Source organism: Rothia mucilaginosa (genome assembly GCF_964211445.1).
In the GTDB taxonomy this organism is placed as follows: domain Bacteria; phylum Actinomycetota; class Actinomycetes; order Actinomycetales; family Micrococcaceae; genus Rothia; species Rothia mucilaginosa_E.
Genome location: NZ_CAXOQT010000022.1, coordinates 16,525 through 43,458, shown reverse-complemented (window position 1 = coordinate 43,458; position 26,934 = coordinate 16,525). Strand labels below are relative to the sequence as shown.

Below are 26,934 nucleotides of genomic sequence, written 5' to 3'. Positions count from 1 at the left end.
TTAGGACTCAGCCTACCGGCTGCCGCCGAGGTAAATTGTCGCAAAAAGTAGTTCCCAAAAAAGAGAACTGTATTACAATGTATATATAGTCTTTAGGAACGAGGTACCAACTATGGAAAACCTAGTAATTTCAGTCTTTAACACCGAAAGCGAAGCTTATCAGTCCTTTGCAGATTTGAAGGCTTTCCGCCAAACTCAGACGACCAAGGTTGCTCAAATCGCCCTGGTCAAAAATGAAAACGGTCATATCGTTGAAAAAGAACGCTATGATTTTGAAGATTCAACGACGGATGCAACCCTAAAAGGTGGCTTGCTCGGTGCAGTTATCGGGCTTTTGGGTGGTCCTATCGGCGTCTTGTTTGGTTATGGTATTGGTAGCCTCAATGGTTTGGTTGCTGGTGCTACCGTTGATACGGCAGAAGCTGGCCTGATTGACGTTGTTTCTCAAAAATTGACTAACGGTGAAACAGCCGTTGTTGCCTTGGTGCAAGAAGACAACGAAGCAGTCATCGATGCTTACTTCACCAAGTACGACACCCAAATCGTGCGTTGGGATGTAGCAACCGTCGTAGCCGAAATCGAAGCAGCTCTGCAAGTCCAAGAAGACCTCTACAACCAGGCGCGTGCACAGATGAAGGCTGAACGTAAAGCCGAACGCAAGGCTAAGCTTGAAGAATTCAAGGCGAATGTCAAAGCAAAGTTTGACAAATTGAAAGCGTAAGCACCCAAGCATCTCATAAAAAATAGGCTATCTACTTCTGGTAGATAGCCTATTTTTTTTAAAAACTAGATTTTAGAAAGAGGAAGTGAGGATTTTGGCTCAAGATCTTGAACAAATCAAGGAAGACAATGGCAAAAATACCAAACTCAAGGTGGGGATTTTAGCCATCTCTCTTTCTCCAGGTGGATGTTGATGCCGGTGGTGCCGTTCGGGTTGCGGAGGGGAAGCTGGGCGAAGGATTCGGTGATGCGGTCGAGCTCTTCCTCGCTGGCGAGCAGGCCGGGCATGTAGTCCATCTCGACGAAGATGTCCTTCTTCAGCGGGTTGGCGCCCATGCCGGGGTAGTCCACGTCGATTTTGCCGTCGCCGTCGGCGTCGTAGCCCTTCATCTCCCAGGTGTTGGGGATGCCGTCGCCATCAATGTCCGGGTTGTACGCCTGTGCTGCGGGGGCAGCAACAGTGCCGAGCACCAGCAGTGCCGCCGAAGCGAGCGCGGTACGCACCACGCGATTTGAGGTCAGAAAAGACATAGGATCTCTCTTCATATCTTGACCACGCGGGAGGTTGCATCATCTGACGTTGCGCACGGTATGGGTCGTACGGGTCCGGTTTTATGGTGAGTATCAGGCGGCTACCGCGTGGTTCAGTGGTCATGTGTGTCGCTGCCGCCAGCATGTAACCGGTGTGCCGCAAGTGAGTACGGCGTTTAAAAGACAGCGGGTCACTGCCGAACCCTCCGGTGGAGGCAAAGGAACCGTTCTTGGTTCTCTTCTGTTCGACGGTGACCCGCCTCATCATACACAGAGTGCATCTAGTTTGTCCCGGTATTTGCACCGCATCTCAAGTTATGCACCGCTTATGACGTAAAAGCGCTCTGATAAGCCTCTATTTAGTGTTTTCTGCCTCAGACTCTGCCTCAGCGTTCTGCGCGGCACCCTTCGCCTCGGAGGTCTTCATGGAGGCGTAGAACAGGCACACGACCGCACCCACTGCCGCCGCGACCAGCGGAAGCATCATGGAATCAGCCATTGCCGCCGCGTAGGGTTCACGCAGGACCTGCGGAAGCACGCCTCCAGCAGCGCTGCCGTGAGAGCTACCGCCCGCTGCGGCAGCCGGGCCCAACGCGGACAGGTGCGAGGTAATCGCAGAAGCCATAATCGTCGTAATCGCAGCCGAACCGAGCACCGACGCCATCTGACGAGTCTCGTTATACACGCCCGAACCGGCACCGGCACGCTGCGGCGGCAGGTTACGGGTCGCAGACACCGACAGCGGACCCCAAATGCAGGAGTTCGCCGCGCCCAGAATAATCATCGGACCAACCATCAGCCACAGGTTGCCGTCCGCAACCATCGTCGGGCGGAGCAAAGCAAAACCAATAACCAGCAGCGTAAAGCCAATCACGGCAATCCACTTCGGGTCGTTACGGTTCAGGCGCGCACCCACCACCGGCGCCAATGCGCCCGAGAACAACGCCATCGGGGCGGTCATCAGTGCAGCCTGGGTCGGGTCCAGACCCTCCACCTGCTGCAGGTACAGGGTCAGCGGGAACGCCATGCTAATAGCGACCACACCCATAGCGGAGATAGCCACATTCGACACGGAGAAGTTACGGTCACTGAACAGGCTCAGCGGAACCAGCGGCTCACGCGGGTTAATAGCCTGCCAGCCAATGAACAGGCCCAGCACCAGAATGCCGGCAATAATCAGACCCCACACGCTCACCGCAATACCGGTACCCAGGAACGAATCGGTCATGGTGCCCCAGTCGTAGCTAGCGCCTTCCTGAATGCCGAAGACCAGCAGGAACAGGCCGACCGCCGAAAGCACCACGCCCAGCCAGTCGAAGCTGTGCTTCTTCTGCTCAAACACCGGCACGTTACGCCACGCCAAGAACAGACCGACCAGACCCACCGGAATGTTGATGAAGAAAATCCAGCCCCAGCTGAGGGTATCCACCAGCACGCCACCCAGAATCGGACCAACCAGCGAGGCGACACCCGCAGTCGCACCCCAAATACTCATCGCAACACCGCGCGCATTCGGCGGGAACATCAGCGTAATCAGAGACATGGTCTGCGGGGTCATCAGCGATGCACCCAGGCCCTGCACCACGCGGGCAGTAATCAGCGACTCAACGTTCGGCGCCAGACCGCACCACAGGGAAGCGGCAGTAAAAATAGCCATACCGATCATGTACAGGTTCTTCTGACCGAAGCGGTCACCCATACGGCCGGTAATGAGCAGCGGCACCGCATACGCCAGCAGGTAGGCGCTCGTCACCCACATGCCCGCCGACAGCGACGCATCCAAATCCTGCAGCATATGCGGCAGGGCGATGGTGACAATATTGCCGTCCACCAGAATCATGAAGAAGCCAACAACCAGGGACCAGAGAGCAGGCCAGGGCTTGTACGGTGCCTTCGCCGGGTTGCCGACGAGGGGCTCTTTCTTGGGGCGTGAACTCAATGATCCTCCAGTGGATGGGCGTTGCGGGTAGATGTCTGCGTGTTCAGCGTTGCCGCTGATAAATATCACCCCATCTTACTCCCCTTGTGGGTGCGGCTCCGGTTGCTCTACCCTAATCAGCGCTCATCAGCCGCTGACCGGCGCGTGCGCGCGGCAACCGGGCAACAGGCGCCCTGATGCCCCCCGAAGCACTCTGAACCCTCTAGACTGAAGCTATAAAGCTAATCCGGGAGCCGCCAATGCTGGCGCGCCCCATCTGACCACCCCAATAAGACGACCCCGGGAGGACCCATGGGTTTCTTTGACTTCTTTACCGACCGAACCCCGGCAGAGCCCGCCGAAATCCGCCTCGTCGCTTTCGTCAGCGGCAAAGTGCAGGGCGTGGGCTTCCGCTGGTGGTGCGCCGGAACCGCCAAGCCCATGGGGCTGACCGGCTACGCCGAAAACCTCGACGACGGGCGCGTGAAAGTCGTTGCGGAAGGTACCGCCGTCTCCTGCGCTCGCCTGGTAGATATTCTGCGCGGCGGCGACACCGCGGGCCGCGTGGATGAGGTGCTCGTCGAGTGGGAGGAGCCGTCCGGCTCGTTCCGCGGCTTCGGCATCAGGTAGCGCGGACTAAAGTAGCGCGGTTTAGCTAGCCCAGAGCTAGTCAGACCAGAGCGCCGCAAATTGCGCGCGAGTCATATCGGCGCGGCGCACCCGATGCTGCACCGGGTGACCGTTCTCGTCGGGGCGGCCGGAGTTCGGGTCAATATCGTCGTAGATGCCGGTGAAACCCGCTTTAACCGCCACACGTTCGGAGGTCTCGTTACCCGCCAGGGCGGTCCAGCGGACAGTCTCGAGACCCAGCCCGAGCGGGTCGAAAGCGTAGCCAAGGACGGCTCGCAGCGCCTCGGTCATATACCCCTTGCCGCGCGCCTTCGGGGCGGTGTAATAGCCTAGTTCGGCGCGGGGTCCGGGGCTTTCGGGGGTTCCGCCAGGTAGGCGCAGCTCGATACTCCCCGCGAACACACCGGAGGCGTCAATCGCCCAGCGTTGGATCTGCCCGGCGGCAATCTGGCGGGGGGTGGTGAGTAGGGAGTCCTCAGCGTCGGCGCGCGTGTAGTTTAGCGGTACGCGGGTGTAGCGAATCATTTGCGGGTCGCGGCAGGCTTCTACGATGTCGGGGATATCCGCCTCGCGCAGGTGGCGCAGGGTGAGGCGTTCGGTAATGAGTTCGGGCTGGCTGGGCTCTACATATTCACTGTGTTCTGAGAAGTTACTGTGTTCGGGGGTCATGATTCGAGCTTAAACCCTCAGGTTTGTACGCCGGAAAAGCTTTTGTGAGCATCCTAGAATGCTCGGTGATGCAAATCATAGTTAAACACTTCTGTTTTAATGCGTCATCACTTGATTATTATGAATTATTCATAATAAAATAGTTATCGAGCCCGCCCAATGGGCACCACTTAGAACAAGCGCCGCGCAACGAATCCGCGCGGCACGAAGCAGAAAGAAGAACACTATGGCAGTTCTGACCATCGGCGACCAGTTCCCCGCATACGAGCTCACCGGCGTTGTCCCCGGTAAGCTGGCTGACATCGAAGCAACCAAGCCCGAAGACTACTTCACCACCGTCTCCTCCGAGGGTCTGGACGAAGACACCTGGCGCGTCGTCTTCTTCTGGCCGAAGGACTTCACCTTCGTTTGCCCCACCGAGATTGCTGCATTCGGCAAGCTCGCTGACGAGTTCGAGGCACGCGACACCCAGGTGATCGGTGTTTCCGTTGACAACGAGTACACCCACTACGCATGGCGCCGCTCCCACGAAGAGCTCGTGGACCTGCCCATCGTCATGGCATCCGACCTCAAGCGCGAACTGACCGCAGCACTGGGCATCCTGAACAAGGACGGCGTTGCAGACCGCGCAACCTTCATCATCGACCCCCACAACACCATCCAGTCGGTCTCTATTACCGCTGACTCCGTCGGCCGTAACACCGACGAGGTGCTCCGCCAGCTGGACGCACTGCAGTCCGACGAGCTGTGCGCATGCAACTGGAAGAAGGGTGCAGCAACCATCGACGCATTCAAGGAGATGAAGTAATCCATGAGCATCGATAACCTGCGTTCGGCTCTGCCTTCCTACGCGAAGGACATGAACCTCAACCTGTCCTCCCTGCCCCGCATCACCTCCCTCACCGAGCAGCAGCTCTGGGGCGCAATCCTCGCAACCGCAGCAGCAACCAAGGTTGACTCTGTTGTTGTTGAGATTGCTGCAGAGGCTAAGGAGCACCTGAGCGACACCGCTTACGAGGCTGCTCTGGGTGCTGCATCCATCATGGGCATGAACAACATCTTCTACCGCACCCGTGGCTTCCTGAACGGTGCATACGATGACCAGCGTGCAAACCTGCGTATGCAGATCATCGGTAAGAACGGTGGCATTGAGAAGCTGGACTTCGAGATGTTCGCTCTGGCAGTGTCCGCAGTCAACGGCTGCTCCCACTGCGTTGAGGCTCACGAGCACACCCTGCGTGAAGAGGGCGCAACCAAGGAGCAGGTCAACGACCTGATCCGTATTGCTGCAACCCTCGGTGGCGTGGCACAGGGCATTCAGCTGGCTGAGGCACTGGGCTAAACCCACTAAGCGTTAGAGCTTACACAGAAGCGGCGCACCCTTCCCTTTTCGGGTCGGATGCGCCGCTTTTATGTGCGCGTCAAGCCCTGCAACGTGTTGTGCGGCAGCTTCCTAACTCCCCTGATTTGGCGCTATACAATGCCTGTATGCGGTACTGTATTTTGGACTCCACCAGCCCCCTTCCCAGCGTGGAAGAACTTACCGAGCTTTACGATTCTGTCGGCTGGAGCGCCTATACCAAAACGCCCGAACGCCTCATCCCGATGCTGGAAGGGTCGCGGTATCTATACACCGCACGAGAGACAACGCCTGAAGGAACGGGACGGCTCATCGGGCTAGTACGCGCCGTCGGAGACGGTCAATCTATCGCCTACATTCAGGACCTTCTGGTGCATCCGCACGCCCAGCGTCAGGGCGTTGGTTCTGCGCTTCTAAAGCGTGTCATTGATGACTTTGACCGAGAAGACATTCGACAGCGACTCATTACTACCGACACCGCTAGTGAGCACGCCATTGCGCTCTACAAACGCTACGGTTACGCCCCCGTAGAGGTAGCAGGCTGCATCACCCTTGCATGCTATCGATAAGGCAATATCGCATGCGGCTTGATACGGATTGACTCGTTCAAGCTGGCTGGGGCACTGAGCTAAACCCACTAAGCGTTAGAGCTTGACCAAGCGGCGCATCCACCCATCACGGGTCGGATGCGCCGCTTTGTTTTAACTACTTTTGGCTGTCCGCAGAGACAGTACGCAGGGCGGCATCCCAGCTACTCGCCAGACCCGTTACCGCGGCAACCAGAGACGCCAAGTCCTCGGCGTACACCGGGGTCGAGCGCACGCCCGCGCACCAGTCAATCGTGCCCAAACCCAGCCAGGGCTTACCGGGGAAGAGCTCTCGACGCAGCGCCACGCGACGCTTACCCAGGGCGCGGCGACCGGGCACGTACCCGCCGCGGCTGATGAACAGTGCCTCTTTACCCTCAGCCTCAACCAGGGATTCCAGGGCCCTCAGCGCGGGAACCCAGCTCGGCTCCCCCTCGCTCGCCAGGTCGGCCGGCTCGGGGTACTCGCTCTCGTGCTCGGCCACACTCACGCCCAGGATGTACTGGTAGCGCACCTGCCCGAGTTCCTGCGGCAGGCCGCGGTCGGCGGTCTGAATCGTACCGCACAGGTGCCGCGCGACCGGCTCACCCTCGACGTTCACGCCTGCCAGGGGCAGATTGGGGCCGTCCAGATAGAGCCCCACCGCGCCGGTCCCCGTAATGTTGGGGCGCACCGACCAGCCGGGAAGCGCCTCCTCCAGATGGGGTATAACCCCCTGCAGGCCCCCGAAAACTTCGTCGCGCGATACCGCCACGGCGGCTCCTTTCACCTTACGCAGATTTCGTCTAGCTCCAGCTTAGCGAGCGTTCCGGCTGCGCGAAGGCAACCACATCATAAGCGCCGACAGCGCCGCGCCGGCGAACATCATGACCGCTATGGACTCCACCGCATTCAGGGGGCTCAACGCCAGCAGCAGCGAAGAAATAATACCTCTACCGCGCTGGAAAGAACCCAGCGCAAAAACAATCATGACAGCATTGAGGGTGGAGATTCACTCATTCTACGCCTACCTTTTAGCGCGCCCACAAGCTTCTTAGTTCCGTCTCAGAGCTCGTCATGAGCACCTTTCAAATAGGAGCAGGAGCGGCGGCGGGTCTACAATGAATCGGTGCCAATTCAGGTGCGAGCACAGGCCAACAGAGCCGGATGCGGTGATAACGTCGTCACCCGACCCCGTGCGCCCCTCCCCCACAGGCACTCCGATACCCCCTCAGGTGCCCCCTCGCGGGCGCCCAAACGCAGACGCACATACGCACACACGCAGGAGAACGCCCATGCACGAGCTCTTTGACCCGGATCAGGTATTCCGCATCGTCGACATTGCCGCCGTTGTTGCTAACGGCCTGCTCGGCGGTGCTGTGGCGCGCGCTTTCCGATTCGACATTGTGGGCTTCCTGCTGCTCGCTATTGCCTGCGGTATGGGCGGCGGCATGATTCGTGACGTGCTGCTGAACTCGGGCCTGCCCGTGGCGCTTACGGACGGCGGCTACTGGATCGGTGCGATCGGTTCGTCCATCCTGGCGTACAGCATCGACTTGAGTGCCCGCTGGGCAACCCGCACGCTACTCGTCGTGGACTTCGTGGGCATGGGATGTTGGGCGGCAACCGGCACCATCAAGTCCCTGAACCTGGGTCTGCACTGGCTGCCGGCTATCGCACTGGGTATCACCACCGCAGTGGGTGGCGGCCTGATTCGTGACATCATGGTCAACCGTATTCCCGCGATTTTTGGCGGTAACTCCCTGTACGCGACCGTCGCCCTATTCGGTGCCGCAGAAACCGCTCTTGTAACCGGCCTGTTCCACCGCCCGAACCTGGCGATGGCGCTGTCCATCATCCTGTGCCTGGTGTTGGGCGTGCTCTCCCACACGAAGAATTGGCAGCTGCCCACCACCCCGGGTGGTCTGCGGGTGCACCGCCCGCGCATTCTCACGTTCTTCAACCGTGAGGAGAGCGCGGTGCACAACGAGGGCTGGTCACCGGGTGAGCCGCTCACCGACCAGCTGCAGGTGATCAGCCCCGAGCAGCTGGACGAGTACCGCCGCGCGAAGTCCCAGGCGAAACCCAAGAAGGATTAGACGCAATAGAAGGATGGGCCGGTCTCCCCAGGGAAACTCCCCAGGGGAAACCGGCCCATCCTTCTGTTATAGGCTCTGTTGCAGTGCCGACTAGATGGTGTACTCGGTGCTGTCGTACACCGTCAAGAACTTGCGGATACGCTCATCGTCCGAAGCGAAGAAACCGGTCGGCTCGCCGTTATAGCGCAGGGTACCGTTCTCCAAGAACACGATACGGTCCGCGACCTTCTTCGCGAACGCCATATTGTGCGTCACGATGACCAGGGAGCGGCCCTCCTTCGCCAGCTGCATGAGCACGCGGATTACCTCTGCCTCCAGCTCGGGGTCCAGGGCGCTCGTCGGCTCATCAAAGAGCAGGTAGGAGGGTTCCAACGCCAGCGCGCGGGCAATCGCCACACGCTGCTGCTGACCACCCGAAAGGGCATCCGGGTAGGAATCCACCTTATCGGCAAGACCCACCTTCGCCAGCAGCTCGCGGGCACGCTCCTGCGCCTGCTGAGCACTCAGGGTGCCGTTGAGGGTCGGGGCGAGCGCCACGTTCTTCAACGCCGTGTAGTTCGGGAACAGGTTGAACTGCTGGAACACCATCGCCGAACGGGAGCGAATATCACGCACCTGCGCGTCGGTGAGCTTCTGGCTGTAATCCACCTGCGCGTCGTCAATGGTGAGTGTGCCGGTCTGCGGGGTTTCCAGCAGGTTCAGGCAACGCAGCAGAGTCGACTTGCCGCTACCGGACGGGCCCAGAATCACCGTGGTCTCACCGTCGGGGATGTCCAGGCTGATGTTCTTGAGCACCTGCGTCTCGCCGAAGCTCTTCGACAGGGAATCAACGCTAAGCATTGTTGCTCCTCACGTAACGGTTGCTGTACTTCTCCAGCGCGGACTGCGCGGCGGTCAGCAGAGTGAAAATCACCAGGTAGATGATGGCGACCTCGGAGTACATTGCCAGCGGCTCGAAGGTACGCGACGCAATCTGTTTACCGGTCTGGAACAGGTCAACCATCGAAATGACCGACACCAGCGAGGTGCCCTTGATCAGATCGATGAAGTTGTTGCCCAGGTTCGGCAGCGCAATACGCACCGCCTGCGGGATGACCACGTGGCGCAGGGTCTGCATGCGGGTGAAGTTTAGGGTTGCCGCCGCCTCAAACTGGCCGCGCGGAATAGCAGCCACCGCGGAACGGAAAGTCTCCGCCACGTACGCGCCCGTGTGCAGGCTCATCGTGATAATTGCGGCGCTCCACACGTCCAGGGCGATACCGACCTTCGGCAGGCCGTAGAAGACAATGAACAGCTGAACCAGCAGCGGGGTGCCACGGAAAACCCAAATGTACAGCCACGCCAGCCAGTTCACCGGCGCAAAGCGGCTCGTGCGCGCGCCGGCGGACACGATGCCCACCAGCAACGCCAGCACGAAGGAGATGAGCGATAGCGGAATGGTCACTGCCACCGTTGAGGCCAGCAGCTGCGGCAGTGATTCTGCCCAGAGGTTGAGGTAGCGTTCCATGCGCGGAACTCAGCTCCTTATAAGAGTGTTAGTTCTTCGGGGAGAGGTCTTCGCCCACGTACTTTTCGTAAATCGCCTTGATGTCGCCGTTGCCCAGGTGCTTCTTCAGCGACTCGTCGATAGCGTTACGCAGGGCGTCCTGACCCTTAGCCATCAGGATGGAGGAGTTGCTGCCGGTGCCCAGGTCGCCGGAGAGCAGGCGCAGGTTAGCATCCGGGTGCTCCTTGAAGTACTCAGCGAAGGAAACGGAGTCGTTCGCGGTCATCTCTGCACGGCCCGAGAGGACCTGCTCGATAGCCTCATCGAAACCGGAAACAACCACGATCGAGGCGCCCTTCGCCTCCACCATCTTGCGGAAGTTCGAAGTCTCAGACTGCGCCGAGGAGTGACCGGAAATCTCGCTCACGTTCTGCAGGGAAGAATCCTTCTTCACGGCAACCTTCGGCTCGGAGTACAGGTAGGGTACGGAGAAGTCGTACTTCTGCTTACGCTCGTCGGTTGCAGACACGTTGTTGATGACGATGTCGTAGCGGTCAGCGTCCACGCCAGCAATCAGCGAATCCCAGGGGGTCTCAACAAATTCTGCGGTGACGCCCAGGTCCTTAGCGACCAGGTCGGCGATTTCCTTCTCGAAACCGACCAGGGTGCCGTTCGAGTCGTGGAAGGAGAAGGGGCGGTAGGTGCCCTCCAGGCCCACACGAATCTTGCCGGCAGACTTGATAGCCTCCAGCTTATTGGTGCTGGATGCGGAAGTGCTGCTGCTGGACGAGCCGCACGCTGCGAGCAGTGCAGCCAGGCCGGTGAATGCGGAGCCTGCGAGGACGGTGCGGCGGTTAATCATTGCGGACATATTGTTCTTCTTTCGTGTGGTGGTTGATGCTCTTGTAGTTGCGGGTTGTCACCCTGAGGTAACCCGGGGCATCATGCGGTGTGCCCCTCTCTGCGGGTGCAACGCTGGCTATCGTACAGCTATTCCCGGTCGGAAAGAATTCAACGTAACATTCCGTCACAATCTGCGAGAGAGGAAAACCCGGCGGTCGGTACGCGTGTGTGCTGTGTGCCGGCCGCCGGGCTCCACACTAGGATACCGGCTTACGGTGCGAAAGCGTAAGGGTAGGTTTACCTTAAAGCTGAACCGCCCTCCACAAGGGGTGATATTGCGCCCTCAATCCCGCCCAAAACGCGCCGGACACCCTGCCGGATGCCCTGCCGGGCACTACATAGGGCATAGCAGGAGGGGCGTGCCCGGGAATTACCCCGGGTACGCCCCTTTCCGCTCAAACGCTTACAAGCGCCTGATTTTTGTAATTACAAGCCACAGCCGCGGCTTAGCAGGCCGCTACTTGGACAGCACCTGACGCTTCGAAGAAATCACGCCCGTGTTGAAACCAGCCAGGTGCAGGCCACCGTGGAAACGCGCGTGCTCAATCTTCACGCACTTATCCATCACCACGTTCAGGCCGGCGGCCTCACCGATTGCGGCGGCCTCCTCGTTCCAGGAGCCCAGCTGCATCCAGACGGTCTTCGCGCCCAGGTCCACAGCCTCCTGAACCACGCCCGGCAGGTCCTCATTACGGCGGAAAATCTCCACCAGGTCCGGGACCTCCGGCAGGTCCTGTAGCGACGGGTATACCGGCTGACCCAGCACAAGCTTGCCCTTCGCCGCCAGAATCGGGTTCACAAAGTACAGCTTGTACGGCGACGCCGACTGCAGGTACGTTGCCACAAAGTAGGAGGCACGCGAAATCTTATCGCTCATACCCACAATCGCAATCGTGCGGGTATTACGCAGAATGTTCAGACGCTCAGGGGCGGAAGGACCCACCCAGGTACGCTTCTCAGTCATTACTTCTCCTCCTGAGTGGTAGTAGGCAGGGAGCAGGATGCGCCAGCAGCAGCCTCAGCGGCGGCGGCGTCCTCGGCGGCCTTAGCGGCGGCAACCGCCTCCTCAGCCTCCACAATCTTGTCTGCGCTGGACTCGCCCACACGCTCACCGGCGTGGCTCAGGCCGGTCGCGTAGGTCAGCGCCTGGTCCAGGTCCCAAATGATGTCTTCAACGTCTTCCAGACCCACCGAAATACGGATCAGGTCCTCACCGACACCGCCAGCCTTCAGCTGCTCAGCGGTCAGCTGCTGGTGCGTGGTCGAACCCGGGTGCAGAACCAGGGTGCGGGCGTCACCAATGTTCGCCAGGTGGCTTGCCAGCTGCAGCGCACCAATGAACTCGCCACCAACCAGACGGCCCGAAGCCTTCTCGGTTGCCTTCACACCGAAGGAGAACACGGAACCGACACCCAGCGGCAGCAGCTTCTTCGCACGCTCGTGGTGCGGGTGGTCTTCCAGGCCGGCGTAGTTCACGTAGGCGATACGCTCGTCCTCAACCAGCCAGTTCACGACCTGCTTAGCGTTCGCCAGGTGCGCGTCCATGCGCTGCGGCAGGGTCTCAACACCCTGCAGCAGGTTGAACGCAGACTGCGGGCTCAGCGACGGACCGAAGTCACGCAGCTGCTCAGAACGCAGCTTGGTCAGGAAACCGAACTCACCGAAGTTACCCCACCAGGACACGCCATTGTAGGAGGGAACCGGCTCAGTCATGGACGGGAAGTTGCCGTTACCCCAGTTGAAACGACCGGACTCGACGACAATACCGCCGAGGGTGGTGCCGTGACCGCCCAGGAACTTGGTGACCGAGTGAATGACGATGTCCGCGCCGTGCTCGATGGGGCGAATCAGGTAGGGGGTGGACAGGGTTGCGTCCACGACCAGGGGGATACCCGCCTCGTGCGCGACCTCTGCGAGGCCTTCCAGGTCGGCAACCTCACCGGAGGGGTTCGCCACGATCTCGGTGTAGATCGCCTTGGTGTTCTCGGTCAGTGCCGCCTTGTAGTCGGCGGGGTCGGTGCCGGGCACGAAAGTGGTCTCAATGCCGAAGCGGCGCAGGGACACGTCCAGCTGGGTGACGGTGCCGCCGTACAGCTGCGAGGAGGCAACAATGTGGTCGCCCTGCTGGCAGAGCGCCGCGAAGGTGATGAACTCGGCAGCCATGCCGGATGCGGTCGCAACCGCACCGATACCGCCTTCGAGGGAGGCGATGCGCTCCTCCAGTGCGGCGACGGTGGGGTTAGACAGGCGCGAGTAGATGTTGCCGTACTTCTGCAGGGAGAAGAGGTTCGCGGCGTCGTCAGCGTCCTTGAAGACGAAGGAGGAAGTCTGGTAGATGGGGACCGCGCGGGCACCGTGCTCAGCGTCGGGGGTACCGCCCGCGTGCAGTGCGCGGGTTCGGAAGCCGAAAGTGTGTTCAGCCATTGGTTTGCTCCTGGTGTATCTGCCCGCCGGGGATGGGCGGGGAGTCGATAGTGGCTCGACTTTATACTGTGCCACCGGCGGCGGGGTGCACCAAGTGCGGGTACCTATGTGTCGTTTATTGCGGATTATGACGGGCGGATTTTTGGTGGGGCTGCGGGGTTGATGCATGGGGTTCAGTGACAGAGATGAGTAAAGGAGGGGCTAAAGTTGTGCACTTCAGCCCCTCTACAGCTGTACGTTACTCTGATTTCTTAGTAGCCTCTTTCTTATACCCCCCTCTAGTGAGATTAGGAAGATACTTTTCATATCGACGTTGCTTACTAATTAGACGATTCCTTAAAGTTTTAGGATTAGCACCTAGCTGCGCCCCAACCCATGAGATAATAATAATCTTCAACATTTCAATTGATTCAAGAACATCGTCATAATTAATTTCTTCATCTCCGTAGTGCTTCACGGAATTATAGGAATTATTGATTTTATCAGCCCACTCTGGAAGGAAATAAACCACTTTCCCTTCCCGACCCCCCTCACCCTTCTTAACGTAGGGTAAAATTCCTTTAGGAATCTGATTAATAATATTCTGCAAAGCATCTTTAAGATAAGCTCTACCACCGTCTTCAAATGATTTTTCAGGGTAATCTCGAGCAATATATCGCCCAAGTGCTTCAACACCTGAACATAGGTTGAAGAGTTCATTTTCAACTGTCCCACTCTCCCACCTAATAGTAGACAGAATCGGATTTAGTGCACGAGGATATTTTTCAGAAATCTCAAGCCACTTTCTGACCCCATCAGGTTCAATGTCATTGTATGTGAATATAAATTCTTTATTATCAACATCAATATTTTTAGTCGTCTCCCACCGCTCTGAAATAACATTCCTCCACGCGATAGCATCCGAGTCTCCCCTGTCGTTATCACGAGAGACTGCAATCGAGACAAACTTATGAACACTCCATGAAGAAATCATCAGTAAGTCTCTAATAGCATCATGCTCTTTCATACCTTTAGTAAACGGAATGATTTCATCACGGTACGACTCTAGAACATCGTGAGATTCATACACAACTTTAGTTGAAGAGCTATTAGGAACAACTGTAAAGTCGGATTTAAATTTCAGTCCCCTCGACTCATCAATTAAAATCTCACCAGCGGATGAAGCTTTTGTCTCAACCGACTTCACACGATACAAGCCATCCACTTGCTCGCATACAGGTCGCGTTTTTATAGTATTCATCTGAAACCACTGCGAGAGGTTTTCAATTTCCGTCCGATACCCATTAAAAGAATTCGTATTATACGCGCGGGAAGAAAAAACTGCCGCCTCCACCGAAATCTTCTGCAGAATCCCACCAAGACTCTGAAAGACTGATATGAATTTCTTTTTGAACCCAGAATCCCTACATCCAATTAGGAGAACCATGCCATGATTATCAATAAAATACATATTTCCAGGAACTTCATACTGATATTCTGTTCGCTCTGGGTCATCATCAAAGACAATCCCTTCAGTCCCCCAACGAGCTGCAGGATTTGAAGAGCGCCAGCCTTCCACTGGAATAAGCGCCTGGACTCGATGTCCATCGCGCACTAGAGTAGCCGGGATTCCCTTCCCTTCTTCTACCTTACCGGGGTATAACCACCCCACTCTAACCTGGCCAACCTCAAGAGTATTATCAGACATTTGCAACCTCCCCTTTCTAAAGAAGATTAATAACTAACGAAATTACATATATTACATATAGAATTTTTATGCAAGAATTATCTATTCCAAGCCGGGTCATATCAGCCGTCATAACAATCGTCATAACAGAAGTTGTTATGACGATTGTTATGATGTACGGTCAATGAGACCAATAAAAATATCCGGTTTTAGCCTGTATTTCTGGGGTTTTCAGAAGCCATAGAGCGATGAAGATACCGCATCATAACAACATCATCGCAGGATCATAACAGCATCATGACAAGACTTGTCATGATGTTGTTATGACGTTGCGAAGAATAAATTCACAACACTCCTGCATAAAGTTGTACCGCTAATTCTTAGCCGCAAGCCCACTCAAAGACGACCTGCGAGAAATCGCGGGCGGCAAGCGCCTCCGGAGTAATCAGCCAGTTTCCAGAACCAGCGTCACCCCACATAATCTCAATCTCCTCATCTTCGTTCTCCTCATTCTCCGACTCGGAGACAATGGTCAGCAGGTTCACCGTGTGGCCGCGCAGCTCCTCAAACTCATCGCGCGGGTCATTCTGCACGAAGTACGGGTATCCGCCCATGTGGGAGTACTCTTCATCCGATTCGAAAGGCTCCGTCAGCTCGTAGATGGCCTCGCGGCGCGGCTGGTTCTTGTACGGGTTCTCGTGCGCCTCGGGTAGCTTCTCCTCCGGGTAGGTTTCATCCCACTTCGCACCGAAAACGTCGTAGTAGTCGTAGCCGGAGGCGGTTACACCCTGCTCACGCACCTCAAAAGTCACGCCGTACTCAATCTCAAGCGGGCCGCTCTCACAGTCGAAACCGCCGATAGGCCAGCCACCCTCGTCCCAATCCACGTTCGGGAACGGTGCCTCCGGGTTCGGATCACCCAGGGTCTCGTAGTAGATAACGCGGTGGTTCTTCTGCGAGAGCGGGTTCTCGTAGTCGTAACCCCACATGCATTCGTCATCGTTCGGGTTAATCCAGAACTGCACCATGCCCGTGCTCGGGAAAAGGTCATTCTCGGGCAGGTCAGCGCAGTTAATCTGCGCAATCATACCCAGCGGTTCGCCCGCCTCATTAGTCGGTGCAGACTCGCCGGCGGGCAGGTACGGGCGGCCACCAAACTTGGAGGCAGTCTGCGGTAGCGGCACATCGGGCACGAAAGGCTTCAGGGCGATAGCCTTCTTGCGGGCGCCCTCCTGGTTGAGCAGGTCGATAACGTGCTTCACCTGCTTTTCGATGTCCTTGAACGGTTTGTTGTCGAGCATCTTAGAATCTCCTCATTGATGATGTGAAAGTAGTACGGTGCCTAGCCGCAAGCCCACTCAAAGACGACCTGCGAGAAGTCGCGGGCGGCAAGCGCCTCCGGAGTAATCAGCCAGTTCGCCGCGCCAGCGTCACCCCACATCACGTACACGCCTTCCTCGGCGTCCTCGCCCCACTCCGACTCGATGGTCAGCAGGTTCACGGTGTGGCCGCGCAGCTCCTCGAACTCGTCGCGCGGGTCCTCTTGTACGAACGAAGGGTAGCCGCCGATATGCGAGTAGTCCCGCTCCTCCGATTCGAAGGGTTCCAGCAGGTTGTAGGAGGCGTCGCCGCGTGCGTTCGGTTCTTCGGGCAGCTTCTGGTCCGGGTACATCTCGTCCCAGGCGTCAGCGAACTGGTCGTAGATCTCGAAGCCGCCATCCAGGAAGCCCTGCTCCCAAGGCTCGAAGGTAAGTGCGTACTCGGTGGTTGCCTCAGAAACATCCATGCCCTCAGGTCCCAGAGGCCAGCCGTAATCACCCCAGTCGATGGTCGGGAATGGAACCGGGAACTGCACATCCGGGTTCGGTTCATCCAGCGTCTCGTAGTAGACAACACGGTGATTCTTCTGCGAGAGCGGGTTCTCATAGTCGTAACCCCACAAGCACTCTTCGTCGTTCGGGTCAATCCAGAACTGCAGCATACCGGTCGCGGGGTAGATGTCGTTTTCGGGCAGGTCAGCGCAGTTAATCTGCGCAAGCATACCCAGCGGTTCGCCCTTCTCATTGGTCGGCGCGGACTCCCCTACGGGCAGGTACGGGCGGCCACCAAACTTGGAGGCGGTCTGCGGCAGAGGCACGTCGGGATGGCTTACCTTCAGGCGAATCGCCTGCTTGCGGGCGCCACGCTCGTTGAGCGCGTCGATGACGCGGCGGGCCTGCGCCAGGGTCTCTTCGGAGGGCTTGTTCTTCGGCATTGCGTGCTCGTTTCGTCGGTGAATTAATCGGTGTGAAAGGTTCGGTGTGAAAGGTTCGGTGTGAAGGCGCGAGGCAACGGTACCGCGGCGCCTTCTACCCCCATTAGACCCTATTTTGGGCGGGCGCGCACCGGTTTCGGTCACGAGTGCAGGTCACCCGTGCATCCGGCGGACAAAAACGCCGGTGCAGAGCGTGCAGAAAGCCCCACCTCCTCGCCCTCGCACACTATGCGTGCGGGGGTAAGAAGACGGGGCTTCCAGCAAAAACGAATCTCTACCGGAGGTTAGAAAGGCTTAGAGCGCCTTCTCGATGGTCTCCAGAATACCGAAGGCAGCAGCCGGGCCGGCGTTCAGGAAGAACATATCGGCATCCACGCTGTGCGCGTGCTTCTCGGTGACAGCCTTGAGGGTGCTCCACAGGGCTTCCTTGGTCAGCTTGGACTCGTCGCCACCCTGCACACCGTAGAACAGGTAGTCGGCATCAGCCTGGTCAAGCTGCTCAGCGCTCAGGTCCACGGAGGTCTTCTCAACCTGCGCCGCTGCGGGGCGTGCCAGGGATGCATCCACGCAGATGGAGCCGGAGAACGAGGACTTCGCGAAGATGCGGGTGCGGTCAGCGGAAGCGTACAGGAAGGAGAAGGTCTTCTCGCTACCAGCCTTCTGACCAACCGACTTTGCCTTGGCGTTGTACTCCTCCATGAGCTTCTCAGCCTTCTCGGTGGTGCCCAGCGCGGCGGCAATCAGCAGGAAGTCCTGCTTCCAGTTGATGCCGGTGCCCTCGGTGACCACGGTCGGCGCGATCTTGGCGAGGGACTCGTACACCTCGTCCTTCTTGTTGGTGTTGTTGATGAGGATCAGGTCGGGCTTGAGGTTCGCGATGGCTTCCAGGTCAGGGTCGGTGCGCTTGCCGACCTTGGCGATCTTGTCGAGCTCTGCGGACTTATCGGAGAACTTGGTCTTCAGGTATGCGGGGACCAGGTCGGCATCGCCAGCGGTTGCTGCACCGACGGGCACGATGCCCAAGGAGAGCACGCCGTCGAGCTGACCGGTGGAGAGAATAACGACCTTGGAGGGTGCGGACTGGATGGTGGTTTCACCGCGGAAGTGCTTCACGGTGCGGGGGAACTCACCGTCAACGGTGGTGGTGCCCATGCCGGAGGGCAGTGCGGAGGGTGCAACCTTCTTACCGGTCGCAGAAGCAGACGCGGAAGAGGAGGAAGAGCCGGAAGTGTTGGAGGAGCCGCAAGCCGCCAGGGCAAGGGCGCCGAAGGAACCGAGTGCGAGTGCGCCGAAGGAGCGGCGGGTGATCTTGTTCGTCATATTTGCCATTTTATTAGGATAGCCTCATATATGCATATGCGATACTTAATATTCATCTATTGATACGTTAAGCACCTTCCGTCCGCTCGGGAGCACACCGCTCCCCCACCACCTCCAAGGCATATGACCCCACAGACCACCACCTCTTCCGGACCCGCCGCCAACCAAGGACCTGCCGCTAGCGAAGGACCTGCTGTCAGCGCTGCTTCCCTGGCGAAAATTCGTGCCCTCTCCGCTTCTTCGGACGCCGTATCTGGCGCGTCCTCGGGCGGCAAGGGCGGCAAGTCCATCTCCCGTCTGGCGGTTGCGCTCATCATTGGCGGCGTTCTGCTGGTACTGCTGTGCGCCCTGTCGTTTGCGGTGGGTTCGCGCATGTTCGCCCTGGACCGCTCGATTGACGGTTTCCTCCACCCGGAGGCGAACACCATCGAATCGAAACTGATTTGGGCGAAGCGTGCCCCGCGTACCGCCGCGGCGCTGCTGGTTGGTGCCGCATTAGCGGTGTCGGGTGTGCTCATGCAGGCGCTGAGCCGCAACCCGCTAGCTGAGCCGGGCCTGTTGGGTGTGAACTCGGGTGCTGCCGCCTCCGTGGTGGTGGGCGTGGGTGTTTTTGGGGTGTCGTCTCCGTTCGTTCAGCTGTGGTTGGCACTGGCCGGTTCGGGTCTGGCGGCGGCGCTGGTGTTCGTCATGGGTCTGGTGGATTCTAAGCCGAACCTGGATTCAACGGCGCGTCTGGTGCTTACGGGTGTGGCGGTGAATGCCTGCCTGGGCACTATCACCGGCATTATCACGATGTTTAATTCCAAGGCTTTTGATTCGCACCGTTTCTGGGTGGTGGGTTCGCTGGAGAACCGCACCTTCGAGCAGGTGCTCTCTGCACTGCCGTTTGTGGCGGTAGGCCTGGTGCTGTCGTTCATGCTGATTGGTCCCCTGCGTGCCCTGGCGCTCGGTGAGGATGCGGCGGCCGGCCTGGGTGTGCCGGTGACGATGGTTCGTGGTGCGACGATCATTGCGATTATGGCGCTGTGTGGTGCGGCGACTGCGATTGCGGGCCCGATTGGTTTTGTGGGTCTGGTCGTGCCGCATGTGGTGCGTCTGCTGGTGGGTTCCGATATTGCGCGCGTGCTGCCGCTGTCGCTGGTGTACGGCCCGGTGTTGGTGCTTGCCTCCGATATTTTGGGTCGCGTACTGGTCATGCCGAGTGAGCTTGAGGTGGGTATTGTGACCGCCTTTATTGGTGCCCCGGTGCTGATGGTTCTGGTGCTGCGGTTGAGTACCGGTGCGCGCGGTGCGAAGAAGAGCCGCATGGGCGCGAAGGCGCAGGCGCACGATGAGGCGGGTCCGGCTCACGTGTCGGAGCACGGAGCGCATCATGCTCACCGCCCTGTTGTGCGCGGCTCGGCTGGCGCGGCTGGCTCGGCTGGTTCATCTGGCGCGTCTGGTTCGTAGGTCCCGGTTTCTGAGAGGTTTTATTGTGAGCGTTATGTCTCGTTCTGTTGCCGGGTCTGTTGCTGGGTCTATTGCCACCGGGCCTGTGCGTATTCCCGGGCGTTACCGCACCCCTATTCCGCGTACCCTGCTGGTGGTGGCGGTGCTTGTGGTGGCGGCGGTCGCCTCCCTAGTGTTTGGTAGTTATCAGATGAGCCCGGAGCAGGTGTTCCGCATCATCTTTAACGGCGAGGGCACGGAGATTGAGCGGCAGCTGGTGCTGAATCAGCGCCTGCCGCGTATGCTTGCCGCCGTGGTGGTGGGTGCAGCTTTGGGCTTGTCGGGCGCTATTTTTCAGTCGGTTTCGCGTAATGCTCTGGGTTCGCCGGATATTATCGGTTTCACGGTGGGTTCGGCGACCGGTGCCCTGTCGGTGGTGCTAATCGGGTCGGTGAGTTCTACCGGCGTGGGTATGGGCATGGGCGCTATTATTGGCGGTTTTGCGACGGCGACTGTGGTGATGCTTCTGGCGGGTGCGCGCGGTGGCGCAACGATGGGTCAGAAGATGGTGCTGATTGGTATTGCGGTGAGTGCGATGCTCAGTTCCGTGAATGATTACCTGATTACGCGCGGTGATTTGGAGAAGGCGGAGGCGGCGAAGACCTGGCAGCACGGTTCGCTGAATGCTCTCTCATGGAATCAGATGTCGGTGCAGGCAGTGCTGCTGCTGGTGGCTATTCCGCTGGTGCTGATGCTGACGCGCCGCCTGCGCGTCCTGGAGCTTGGCGACGATTTGGCGGCGGGTTTGGGTCTGCCGGTAAAGAAGACCGTGAACACGCTGGTGGCGGCTGCTGTGCTTCTGGTGGCTGTGGCGATTTCTGTTGCGGGTCCGATTGGTTTCTTGGCGCTGGTCGCCCCCCAGATTGCGCGTCGCCTGTGGAATACTCCGGGTACGGCGATGTGGCATTCGGCGTTGCTGGGTTCGGTGATTTTGGTGCTGGCTGATTTTGTGTCGGCTCGTGCGTTGGCGCCGTTCCAGATTCCGGTGGGCCTGGTGACGGGCGCGCTGGGTGGCGTGTACATGCTGTGGCTGCTGTACCGTCAGCGCTAAATCTGCTGCCTCATTCGGTGTAAGTGACCGGGTGTTCCCTACTGGGAGCACCCGGTTTTCTGCGTTTCGCGGAGTTTCACGGGGTTTCGCGGGTGGTTTCAGATTTTTTCAGATTTTTCCCAGTTTTACCCCGGGGTAGATTAAAAACTGCTTATCGTGTCAGGGGTCGCTCATAGAGTGTAGGTGTTGGAAGGGACGATCCTTCCGACCTGGCACACCGCCTCCTGAGGTGTCGCCGACAGGTTGATTCAGCATCTACGGAAGGAACGGTCATGGAAAACACCACTCACGAGAGCCAGTACGCAAACGCAGAGATTTCCTGCACCGCCGATGAGCAACTGTGCCGTGATGCAGAGTTCAACCTGCTGATGCAGGCGGGCACCATCGTCCGTATGGAGCGTTTTAACGTGGAGGAGCTCCGCGGCGTTCTGGAGCAGCTGGTGGCTGACGGTTCGTGCTTCCGCACCGCTCCGGTGTCTTCGACTATGGGTCGTGTGATGCGTCAGCTGACTCAGGGTGCTTCCGGTTACGAGGCGAACCTGGCTGAGCTGCGTGCGGCGGCGCAGAACGCGCTGCTGTTCGTGTTCCCCCTGGAGAAGGACTTGGAGATGTGCCTGCGCTTTGAGCGTGTGCAGGGTACCGGCCTGGCACTGACCCGCCTGGGTGTGAGCCCGGTCAATGGTGACCTGTGGACTCAGCACTGGGCGATGCGCGCGCTGGAGTGCACCGGCGGCGTGTTCGCGGTGGAGTCCGCTCCGGGTGCGTGCAATTTTGAGCTACGCCGCGAGATGTTCTACGCGATGCTGTCGCTGGTTGAGCTGTCGACTTTGGGTCTGTCGGCTGAGCCGGAGGACTTCTACATGTTCGCCGATTCGGAGGCTGTATGTAAGAAGTTCAAGCGTGAGCGCCGTGATTGCCGCCGTGCAATGCGCGCCCAGTACGACCGCGCCGCATAAGGTATATCGTGTATGCCTTATGCGGCATACGCGCATATCAGAGCCATTTATTCTTCTTGAAGAACCAGTAGAGGAGCAGGCAGGAACCCACCATGAGCAGCAACGCGGCGGGGTAGCCGAACTCCCATTTGAGTTCGGGCATGACCTCAAAGTTCATGCCGTACACGGAGCCAACGATGGTGGGCACCATGAGCAGCGCCGCGTAGGCGGAGATTTTCTTGGTGTCGTCGTTCTGCTGCTGACCGAGCAGGGTGTCGTGCACGCGCAGGGCGTTTTCGAGGGAGCTGCGAAGGTCTTCGAGGCGTTCTTTTGTTTGGGTTACGTGGTCGAGTACGTTGCGGAATTGCCGGGCGAGCTCGACCGCTTCTTCGTTCTTTTCTTCGCCGGATGCGCCCGGGTAGGGTGAAGGGTCGAGCGCGCCGGTGCGCATCCCCTCGATGATGCGACCGATCATGGATTCGAGGGGACGGCAGGCACGCTGGAAGTCAATAACCTGGTTGAGCAGCTCGTAGATGCGCTGTGCGAGGGAGTTGGCGTCTCGCCGCTCGTTGGTGGAGAAGAGGATGTCTTCGATCTCGTCGCTGTCGTTTTCGAGGCCGTCGAGCACGGGTGCGTACCCGTCGACGGTGCTGTCAAGGATGCGGTGCAGCAGCCGGGCGGGGGATGCGTCGGGGGTGGCGTAGAGCAGGTTGAACTGGTCGTTGATGCTGCGGTTGCTGCGCTGTTCGTCGCGGACGAGGGCGAGGGTGTAGCGGGGGCCGGTGAAGAGGTGCAGTTCGCTGAGGCGCACTTCTTCTTCTTTATCGAGGTAGACGGCGGGGCGGATGACGGTGAAGAGGGAGTCGCCGTATCGTTCTAGTTTGGCGCGCTGGTGGCCTCGTCCGGCGTCTTCGATGGCGAGTTCGTGCAGGTCGAAGGTTTCTTGCAGGCCGTGCAGTTCGTGGATGCCGGTGTTGGCGTATCCGAGGGCTACAGCGGTGTCGGGTGATTTGTAGGCGTTGAGGGTTTCTTCTTCGGGCGCGCCCACGCGGATGCGGTCGCCGCTGGGGTAGATGGCTCCGGTAATGTAGGTCATCGTTGTCCTCCTCTGAACGCTGTGGCGCCCCGTGTGTGGGCGCTCTTTCCAGCATACGGTATGCGCCCCGCCCGGTCATTCGCGCCGCGCGTACACCCGGCGTACGGAAAGCCCCCGGCGGGTACCGTGCAGGTACCTACCCGAGGGCTTTCGCGTCTTTAGCTTTTGTGCTTAGTCTTCGTTGATGAGGTCGCGGACCACAATAGTCTGGTCACGATCCGGGCCCACACCAATCGCAGAGATACGGCAGCCAGAAATCTCTTCCAGCTTCAGCACGTACTTGCGGGCGTTCTCGGGCAGCTCGTCCAGGCTCTTCGCATCCGAAATGTTCTCGGTCCAGCCGTCGTAGTACTCGAAAATCGGCTTAGCGTGGTGGAACTCGGTCTGAGTCATCGGCATCTCGTCGTGGCGCACACCGTCAACGTCGTAAGCCACGCAGACCGGAATCTTCTCCAGGCCGGTCAGAACGTCCAGCTTGGTGATGAACAGGTCGGTGAAACCGTTGATGCGCACAGCCTGACGTGCCAGCACGGCGTCGTACCAGCCGCAACGACGCGGGCGGCCAGTGTTCACACCGAACTCGCCGCCGGTAGTGCGCAGGAACTCGCCCATCTCATCAAACAGCTCGGTCGGGAAGGGGCCAGCACCCACGCGGGTGGTGTACGCCTTCTGAATACCGATCACGCGGGAGATGCGGGTCGGGCCCACACCCGAACCGACGCACGCGCCGCCGGAGGTCGGATTGGAGGAAGTCACGAACGGGTAGGTGCCGTGGTCAACGTCCAAGAAGGTTGCCTGGCCGCCCTCCATCAGCAGGGTCTTACCCTCGTCCAGTGCCTTGTTCAGCAGCTGGGTGGTGTCCACAATCATCGGCTTCAGACGCTCAGCGTAAGACATGAAGTACTCGACGATTTCGTCGACCTCAACGTGGCGGCGGTTGTAGACCTTCACCAGCAGTTCGTTCTTCTGACGCAGTGCGCCTTCAACCTTCTGACGCAGGATCGACTCGTCTAGGATGTCCTGAACACGCACGCCGAGGCGGCCAACCTTATCCATGTAGGCGGGGCCGATACCGCGGCCAGTGGTGCCGATAGCGCGCTTGCCGAGGAAACGCTCGGTCACCTTGTCCATGGTCTGGTGGTAGGGTGCGACCAGGTGTGCGTTAGCAGAAATCTTCAGGCGGGAAGTGTCAGCACCGCGTGCCTCAAGGCCGTCAATCTCAGCGAAAAGAGCCTCGGGGTTCACCACCACGCCGTTACCAATCACGGGGACGGCGTTATCGCTCAGAATACCCGCGGGCAGCAGCTTCAGCTCAAACTTCTGGCCGTTCACCACCACGGTGTGACCGGCGTTGTTACCGCCGTTGGGCTTGACCACGTAGTCTACGCGGGGGCCGAGCAGGTCGGTTGCCTTGCCCTTACCCTCATCGCCCCACTGGGCGCCCACAATCACGACAGCTGACATTTTGTGCTCCTTGAAAGCCTCGAAGAGACGCACCGGATTTCACGGCGCGGCGGCGACCTACCGCCTCATGATCCGGGTAGGCACACCTCTTCTAATGATACCGTGCCCGCCCCTTTAAGTCCCGTGTGACGGGGCGGTAGGCGTGCCGGGTACGGTGCCGGTGCGCCTCACCGGGCACGGCAACGCCCCCATCCGATATTCGGACGGGGGCGCTACCGGTATGAGCTTATGAAGACTACTTGATGATCTCGATGAAGGTCATCGGGTAGGTGTACTGCTCACCGCGGTTTGCGGCCATAGCAGCGAGGCTGTGGAAGATAACCATCAGGATAGCCACAACCATCGGGACAACCCACAGGATGATGCCCAGGATGCCGAAGGTCAGAACAATCAGCACCCAGGAAGCCATGCTGACGAGCCACAGGGAGAAGTTGAAGTTAAACGCGCGGCGGGATGCTTCCTTAGTGAAACCGTAACCGGGCTTGTCCTTGTAGATGAACCACATGACCAGCGGCGCGAGAATACTTGCAGTTGCGAAGGACAGCAGAGACAGAATTGCAGAAGCCAGGTGCGCAAGCATCGCCATGTTCTGGTCGTCCTTGGAGGAAACCATGTAACCGTTGGGCTGCTGACCCGGCGCCTGCGAGTAGGAGGGTGCCTGCTGAGAGTACTGGTTGTACTGTTCAGGGTTCGGGTTCTGGGACATCGTTCTTTCCTTAATCTATCGATGAGTGGATACAGCTAATCGTTGAGGTGCGGCGGCAGGCTAACTCGCCGTTTCCGGCGGGTGCCCACATTGCTCTGCTTGGTCGCAACGCTCGTGATGGTTTCACCCTATCAAGGCAAGGTAAATGGAATATTAACCCTCGCCGGACAACAGACGAAGAAACCCAAATATGACAAGGAATGAGACGCCCCTGCCCCTCCACGCGGTCATACGTGCGTGGAGGGGCAGGTTGTTATACAGTTCGGGGCTGCGTGGTTTGGTCGTTAGTCCTGTTTCTCTTCATCGGCGAGCGCAGGATGGGCGGCGGACTTCTGTAGCGCGGCAGCCTCACGCAGTGCTACAGACTCACGCAGTGCTACAGACTCACGCGGTGCTACAGTCTCGTGTAGCTTTGCGTGTTCTTGCTTTTTCAGAAACTCGTACACCGAGAAAGAGTCCTCTTCTTTCTTCGTGTAGCCGTTGATGCCCGTGTAGTCGTCCGGCAGGCGGTTGTACACCAGGTAGTACCAGTACTCGGCATGCGCACCCTCTATTTTCTGGATGAGTTCCCTCAGCTGGTTCTTACGCTTCACCGCCTGAACAATACCCACAATCCATAGGACCGGCACCACAAAAAGTGATCCCACGCCGATAGTGATGAAGAAGAGTAGCATCGACATGCCGGCACTACTATCGAACATGCTCACCAAAGGAACCAGCACAAACGGGTTCAGTATCAGCAGGACAATAAGCACGGTCTTCCAGAATGTGCGCTGGCTATTGATCTCTTCAATGTTGGAGCCAGCGAACGGATTATTGATGGGGACGTAGCCCACCGGTTGCAGCTTGGCTGCCCGAGAGGTGGGGTTCCCTTCGTCCTTGACCGGGCTCAGGTGGACAGCGCACGCCTGCATGGGTGCGGACTCATCCTGGGAGCGGTCGAGCAGGCGCATTTCGATGAGTTTTGAGTCGGGGGTGCCGAAGAGCGGGTCGGGGATGACCGGCAGAATAGCGCCCGGGCTCAGGCCGAGGGATTCTAGCCGAACGTACTCGCCGTAGGCGTGGGGAGCCCCTATTACCTCAGTTTGCGCACCAGGAGAGGGTGCGGGCTCAGTGGAGGCGAGCGCTACCGGGTGGTTCGCCTCGTCGTCCTTGCGAGATTCGTGAGCTTCTTTGGAAGTTTCTTCCGGTTCGTCGGCGCTCAGCTCGTCACTGTCTAGTTCGGCACCATCGGAGTCCTCCCGCGCAGAGTCGTAGCGCTTAGGGGCACCCGGGTAGACGTATTCATAATTTGGGTCGGGGTGCTCTAGCTCTTCGTCTTCGCTGCCGGATTCTTGGTATAGCGTGGCGTCTTCTGCTGTCGACGGCTGCTGGTCCATGAGTAGCGCCATGTATTCCGGGACGGACTGGTCAGTGTCCCAGAGAGGCTGGTACGCCTCGTCCTTCTTTGCAGTTTCCTTCTTTTCAGTGGGTCGGTCTGCCATGGTCGTCTCCTTCGCTCACCAGACATACTCCTAGTGGCACCACCGTACCAGCGTGCGCTGGGCAGTCCCTTGAAACCTGCCGAACGAACCCTGAGAAAAGCCCCCGACAAGCGCCAACACGCACGTGTTAACACTGCCGGGGGTTCAGCACTATCGGAGCCGGG

At 58.8% G+C, this 26,934-nt stretch carries 26 protein-coding genes; 9 read left to right on the top strand and 17 right to left on the bottom strand.

Features of this window, described 5'->3' with window-relative positions:
• The first annotated feature begins 112 nt into the window (after nucleotides 1-112).
• Complete coding sequence (locus tag AB8E48_RS06595) at nucleotides 113-721, top strand: DUF1269 domain-containing protein (RefSeq protein ID WP_044150839.1); 609 nt, start codon at nucleotides 113-115, stop codon at nucleotides 719-721.
• Nucleotides 722-867: 146 nt separating this feature from the next.
• Here the strand turns inward: AB8E48_RS06595 and AB8E48_RS06590 are convergent, their stop codons facing one another.
• Entirely contained in the window at nucleotides 868-1,251 is a 384-nt protein-coding gene (locus AB8E48_RS06590) for a hypothetical protein (RefSeq protein WP_049338271.1), read from the bottom strand.
• Nucleotides 1,252-1,606: 355 nt separating this feature from the next.
• Nucleotides 1,607-3,190: a DHA2 family efflux MFS transporter permease subunit gene (locus AB8E48_RS06585; protein ID WP_368886177.1), complete on the bottom strand. Its 1,584-nt coding sequence runs from the start codon at nucleotides 3,188-3,190 to the stop codon at nucleotides 1,607-1,609.
• Nucleotides 3,191-3,481: 291 nt separating this feature from the next.
• Between AB8E48_RS06585 and AB8E48_RS06580 the strand changes: the two genes are divergently transcribed.
• Complete coding sequence (locus AB8E48_RS06580; protein WP_049334014.1) at nucleotides 3,482-3,799, top strand: acylphosphatase; 318 nt, start codon at nucleotides 3,482-3,484, stop codon at nucleotides 3,797-3,799.
• 36 nt (nucleotides 3,800-3,835) lie between these two features.
• On the opposite strand, the gene AB8E48_RS06575 is transcribed toward AB8E48_RS06580, so the two are convergent.
• Complete coding sequence (locus AB8E48_RS06575) at nucleotides 3,836-4,468, bottom strand: GNAT family N-acetyltransferase (protein ID WP_368886176.1); 633 nt, start codon at nucleotides 4,466-4,468, stop codon at nucleotides 3,836-3,838.
• Between the two features lie 226 nt (nucleotides 4,469-4,694).
• Between AB8E48_RS06575 and AB8E48_RS06570 the strand changes: the two genes are divergently transcribed.
• The 3 genes from AB8E48_RS06570 (at nucleotide 4,695) to AB8E48_RS06560 (ending at nucleotide 6,397) form a co-directional block, all read left to right on the top strand.
• Nucleotides 4,695-5,276: a peroxiredoxin gene (locus AB8E48_RS06570; RefSeq protein ID WP_005509190.1), complete on the top strand. Its 582-nt coding sequence runs from the start codon at nucleotides 4,695-4,697 to the stop codon at nucleotides 5,274-5,276.
• Between the two features lie 3 nt (nucleotides 5,277-5,279).
• On the top strand, nucleotides 5,280-5,810 hold the full coding sequence (locus AB8E48_RS06565) for a carboxymuconolactone decarboxylase family protein (protein ID WP_049343570.1): 531 nt from the start codon (nucleotides 5,280-5,282) through the stop codon (nucleotides 5,808-5,810).
• Nucleotides 5,811-5,971: 161 nt separating this feature from the next.
• Complete coding sequence (locus tag AB8E48_RS06560; RefSeq protein ID WP_368886175.1) at nucleotides 5,972-6,397, top strand: GNAT family N-acetyltransferase; 426 nt, start codon at nucleotides 5,972-5,974, stop codon at nucleotides 6,395-6,397.
• 136 nt (nucleotides 6,398-6,533) lie between these two features.
• On the opposite strand, the gene AB8E48_RS06555 is transcribed toward AB8E48_RS06560, so the two are convergent.
• Nucleotides 6,534-7,169, bottom strand: coding sequence for an L-alanine-DL-glutamate epimerase (locus AB8E48_RS06555; RefSeq protein WP_368886174.1), 636 nt, complete (start codon nucleotides 7,167-7,169; stop codon nucleotides 6,534-6,536).
• 520 nt (nucleotides 7,170-7,689) lie between these two features.
• Here AB8E48_RS06555 and AB8E48_RS06550 point away from each other — a divergent pair.
• Nucleotides 7,690-8,493 (top strand): trimeric intracellular cation channel family protein, encoded by an 804-nt coding sequence (locus tag AB8E48_RS06550; RefSeq protein WP_368867224.1) that lies wholly within the window; start codon nucleotides 7,690-7,692, stop codon nucleotides 8,491-8,493.
• 90 nt (nucleotides 8,494-8,583) lie between these two features.
• On the opposite strand, the gene AB8E48_RS06545 is transcribed toward AB8E48_RS06550, so the two are convergent.
• The 9 genes from AB8E48_RS06545 to AB8E48_RS06505 form a co-directional block, all read right to left on the bottom strand.
• The gene (locus AB8E48_RS06545; RefSeq protein ID WP_368867225.1) at nucleotides 8,584-9,333 is read right to left on the bottom strand and encodes an amino acid ABC transporter ATP-binding protein; all 750 of its coding nucleotides are present in this window, start codon (nucleotides 9,331-9,333) and stop codon (nucleotides 8,584-8,586) included.
• Nucleotides 9,326-10,000 carry an amino acid ABC transporter permease gene (locus AB8E48_RS06540; RefSeq protein WP_368867226.1) on the bottom strand — a complete coding sequence of 225 codons (675 nt, stop codon included), beginning with the start codon at nucleotides 9,998-10,000 and terminating at the stop codon, nucleotides 9,326-9,328. The genes AB8E48_RS06545 and AB8E48_RS06540 overlap by 8 nt, the downstream gene beginning before the upstream one ends.
• A gap of 28 nt (nucleotides 10,001-10,028) precedes the next feature.
• Nucleotides 10,029-10,850: a transporter substrate-binding domain-containing protein gene (locus tag AB8E48_RS06535; protein ID WP_368886173.1), complete on the bottom strand. Its 822-nt coding sequence runs from the start codon at nucleotides 10,848-10,850 to the stop codon at nucleotides 10,029-10,031.
• A 489-nt stretch (nucleotides 10,851-11,339) separates the two neighbouring features.
• On the bottom strand, nucleotides 11,340-11,846 hold the full coding sequence (locus AB8E48_RS06530; protein WP_012904274.1) for a CoA-binding protein: 507 nt from the start codon (nucleotides 11,844-11,846) through the stop codon (nucleotides 11,340-11,342).
• Entirely contained in the window at nucleotides 11,846-13,306 is a 1,461-nt protein-coding gene (locus tag AB8E48_RS06525) for an O-acetylhomoserine aminocarboxypropyltransferase/cysteine synthase family protein (RefSeq protein ID WP_368886172.1), read from the bottom strand. The genes AB8E48_RS06530 and AB8E48_RS06525 overlap by 1 nt, the downstream gene beginning before the upstream one ends.
• A 238-nt stretch (nucleotides 13,307-13,544) precedes the next feature.
• Nucleotides 13,545-14,993 (bottom strand): HEPN domain-containing protein, encoded by a 1,449-nt coding sequence (locus tag AB8E48_RS06520; protein ID WP_368886171.1) that lies wholly within the window; start codon nucleotides 14,991-14,993, stop codon nucleotides 13,545-13,547.
• A 359-nt stretch (nucleotides 14,994-15,352) separates the two neighbouring features.
• The gene (locus tag AB8E48_RS06515; RefSeq protein WP_368886170.1) at nucleotides 15,353-16,273 is read right to left on the bottom strand and encodes a YwqG family protein; all 921 of its coding nucleotides are present in this window, start codon (nucleotides 16,271-16,273) and stop codon (nucleotides 15,353-15,355) included.
• Nucleotides 16,274-16,314: 41 nt separating this feature from the next.
• Entirely contained in the window at nucleotides 16,315-17,226 is a 912-nt protein-coding gene (locus AB8E48_RS06510; RefSeq protein WP_368886169.1) for a YwqG family protein, read from the bottom strand.
• 294 nt (nucleotides 17,227-17,520) lie between these two features.
• Entirely contained in the window at nucleotides 17,521-18,546 is a 1,026-nt protein-coding gene (locus tag AB8E48_RS06505; protein WP_368886168.1) for an ABC transporter substrate-binding protein, read from the bottom strand.
• A 123-nt stretch (nucleotides 18,547-18,669) separates the two neighbouring features.
• Between AB8E48_RS06505 and AB8E48_RS06500 the strand changes: the two genes are divergently transcribed.
• The 3 genes from AB8E48_RS06500 (at nucleotide 18,670) to AB8E48_RS06490 (ending at nucleotide 22,041) form a co-directional block, all read left to right on the top strand.
• Nucleotides 18,670-19,995, top strand: a complete 1,326-nt coding sequence (locus tag AB8E48_RS06500) for a FecCD family ABC transporter permease (protein WP_368886167.1) — start codon at nucleotides 18,670-18,672, stop codon at nucleotides 19,993-19,995.
• Between the two features lie 34 nt (nucleotides 19,996-20,029).
• Nucleotides 20,030-21,085, top strand: a complete 1,056-nt coding sequence (locus tag AB8E48_RS06495) for a FecCD family ABC transporter permease (RefSeq protein ID WP_368886178.1) — start codon at nucleotides 20,030-20,032, stop codon at nucleotides 21,083-21,085.
• A gap of 272 nt (nucleotides 21,086-21,357) precedes the next feature.
• Nucleotides 21,358-22,041, top strand: a complete 684-nt coding sequence (locus AB8E48_RS06490; RefSeq protein WP_368886166.1) for an integrase — start codon at nucleotides 21,358-21,360, stop codon at nucleotides 22,039-22,041.
• A gap of 37 nt (nucleotides 22,042-22,078) precedes the next feature.
• On the opposite strand, the gene AB8E48_RS06485 is transcribed toward AB8E48_RS06490, so the two are convergent.
• The 4 genes from AB8E48_RS06485 to AB8E48_RS06470 all read right to left on the bottom strand — a co-directional run bounded on the left by AB8E48_RS06485 (nucleotide 22,079) and on the right by AB8E48_RS06470 (nucleotide 26,770).
• Nucleotides 22,079-23,116, bottom strand: coding sequence for a magnesium and cobalt transport protein CorA (locus AB8E48_RS06485; RefSeq protein ID WP_368886165.1), 1,038 nt, complete (start codon nucleotides 23,114-23,116; stop codon nucleotides 22,079-22,081).
• A gap of 171 nt (nucleotides 23,117-23,287) precedes the next feature.
• On the bottom strand, nucleotides 23,288-24,580 hold the full coding sequence (locus tag AB8E48_RS06480; RefSeq protein ID WP_049327414.1) for an adenylosuccinate synthase: 1,293 nt from the start codon (nucleotides 24,578-24,580) through the stop codon (nucleotides 23,288-23,290).
• 235 nt (nucleotides 24,581-24,815) lie between these two features.
• Nucleotides 24,816-25,286, bottom strand: coding sequence for a DUF4870 domain-containing protein (locus AB8E48_RS06475; RefSeq protein WP_368886164.1), 471 nt, complete (start codon nucleotides 25,284-25,286; stop codon nucleotides 24,816-24,818).
• Between the two features lie 284 nt (nucleotides 25,287-25,570).
• Nucleotides 25,571-26,770, bottom strand: coding sequence for a pyruvate ferredoxin oxidoreductase (locus AB8E48_RS06470; protein ID WP_368886163.1), 1,200 nt, complete (start codon nucleotides 26,768-26,770; stop codon nucleotides 25,571-25,573).
• Nucleotides 26,771-26,934: the final 164 nt, after the last annotated feature.

Coding starts and splice junctions, on each gene's coding strand:
- AB8E48_RS06550 (WP_368867224.1), top strand. CDS start 7,690: ATGCACGAGCTCTTTGACCCGGATCAGGTATTCCGCATCGTCGACATT.
- AB8E48_RS06535 (WP_368886173.1), bottom strand. CDS start 10,850: ATGTCCGCAATGATTAACCGCCGCACCGTCCTCGCAGGCTCCGCATTC.
- AB8E48_RS06495 (WP_368886178.1), top strand. CDS start 20,030: ATGTCTCGTTCTGTTGCCGGGTCTGTTGCTGGGTCTATTGCCACCGGG.
- AB8E48_RS06480 (WP_049327414.1), bottom strand. CDS start 24,580: ATGTCAGCTGTCGTGATTGTGGGCGCCCAGTGGGGCGATGAGGGTAAG.
- AB8E48_RS06475 (WP_368886164.1), bottom strand. CDS start 25,286: ATGTCCCAGAACCCGAACCCTGAACAGTACAACCAGTACTCTCAGCAG.
- AB8E48_RS06485 (WP_368886165.1), bottom strand. CDS start 23,116: ATGACCTACATTACCGGAGCCATCTACCCCAGCGGCGACCGCATCCGC.
- AB8E48_RS06470 (WP_368886163.1), bottom strand. CDS start 26,770: ATGGCAGACCGACCCACTGAAAAGAAGGAAACTGCAAAGAAGGACGAG.
- AB8E48_RS06540 (WP_368867226.1), bottom strand. CDS start 10,000: ATGGAACGCTACCTCAACCTCTGGGCAGAATCACTGCCGCAGCTGCTG.
- AB8E48_RS06515 (WP_368886170.1), bottom strand. CDS start 16,273: ATGCTCGACAACAAACCGTTCAAGGACATCGAAAAGCAGGTGAAGCAC.
- AB8E48_RS06505 (WP_368886168.1), bottom strand. CDS start 18,546: ATGACGAACAAGATCACCCGCCGCTCCTTCGGCGCACTCGCACTCGGT.
- AB8E48_RS06520 (WP_368886171.1), bottom strand. CDS start 14,993: ATGTCTGATAATACTCTTGAGGTTGGCCAGGTTAGAGTGGGGTGGTTA.
- AB8E48_RS06575 (WP_368886176.1), bottom strand. CDS start 4,468: ATGACCCCCGAACACAGTAACTTCTCAGAACACAGTGAATATGTAGAG.
- AB8E48_RS06590 (WP_049338271.1), bottom strand. CDS start 1,251: ATGTCTTTTCTGACCTCAAATCGCGTGGTGCGTACCGCGCTCGCTTCG.
- AB8E48_RS06570 (WP_005509190.1), top strand. CDS start 4,695: ATGGCAGTTCTGACCATCGGCGACCAGTTCCCCGCATACGAGCTCACC.
- AB8E48_RS06565 (WP_049343570.1), top strand. CDS start 5,280: ATGAGCATCGATAACCTGCGTTCGGCTCTGCCTTCCTACGCGAAGGAC.
- AB8E48_RS06500 (WP_368886167.1), top strand. CDS start 18,670: ATGACCCCACAGACCACCACCTCTTCCGGACCCGCCGCCAACCAAGGA.
- AB8E48_RS06580 (WP_049334014.1), top strand. CDS start 3,482: ATGGGTTTCTTTGACTTCTTTACCGACCGAACCCCGGCAGAGCCCGCC.
- AB8E48_RS06510 (WP_368886169.1), bottom strand. CDS start 17,226: ATGCCGAAGAACAAGCCCTCCGAAGAGACCCTGGCGCAGGCCCGCCGC.
- AB8E48_RS06490 (WP_368886166.1), top strand. CDS start 21,358: ATGGAAAACACCACTCACGAGAGCCAGTACGCAAACGCAGAGATTTCC.
- AB8E48_RS06595 (WP_044150839.1), top strand. CDS start 113: ATGGAAAACCTAGTAATTTCAGTCTTTAACACCGAAAGCGAAGCTTAT.
- AB8E48_RS06525 (WP_368886172.1), bottom strand. CDS start 13,306: ATGGCTGAACACACTTTCGGCTTCCGAACCCGCGCACTGCACGCGGGC.
- AB8E48_RS06545 (WP_368867225.1), bottom strand. CDS start 9,333: ATGCTTAGCGTTGATTCCCTGTCGAAGAGCTTCGGCGAGACGCAGGTG.
- AB8E48_RS06530 (WP_012904274.1), bottom strand. CDS start 11,846: ATGACTGAGAAGCGTACCTGGGTGGGTCCTTCCGCCCCTGAGCGTCTG.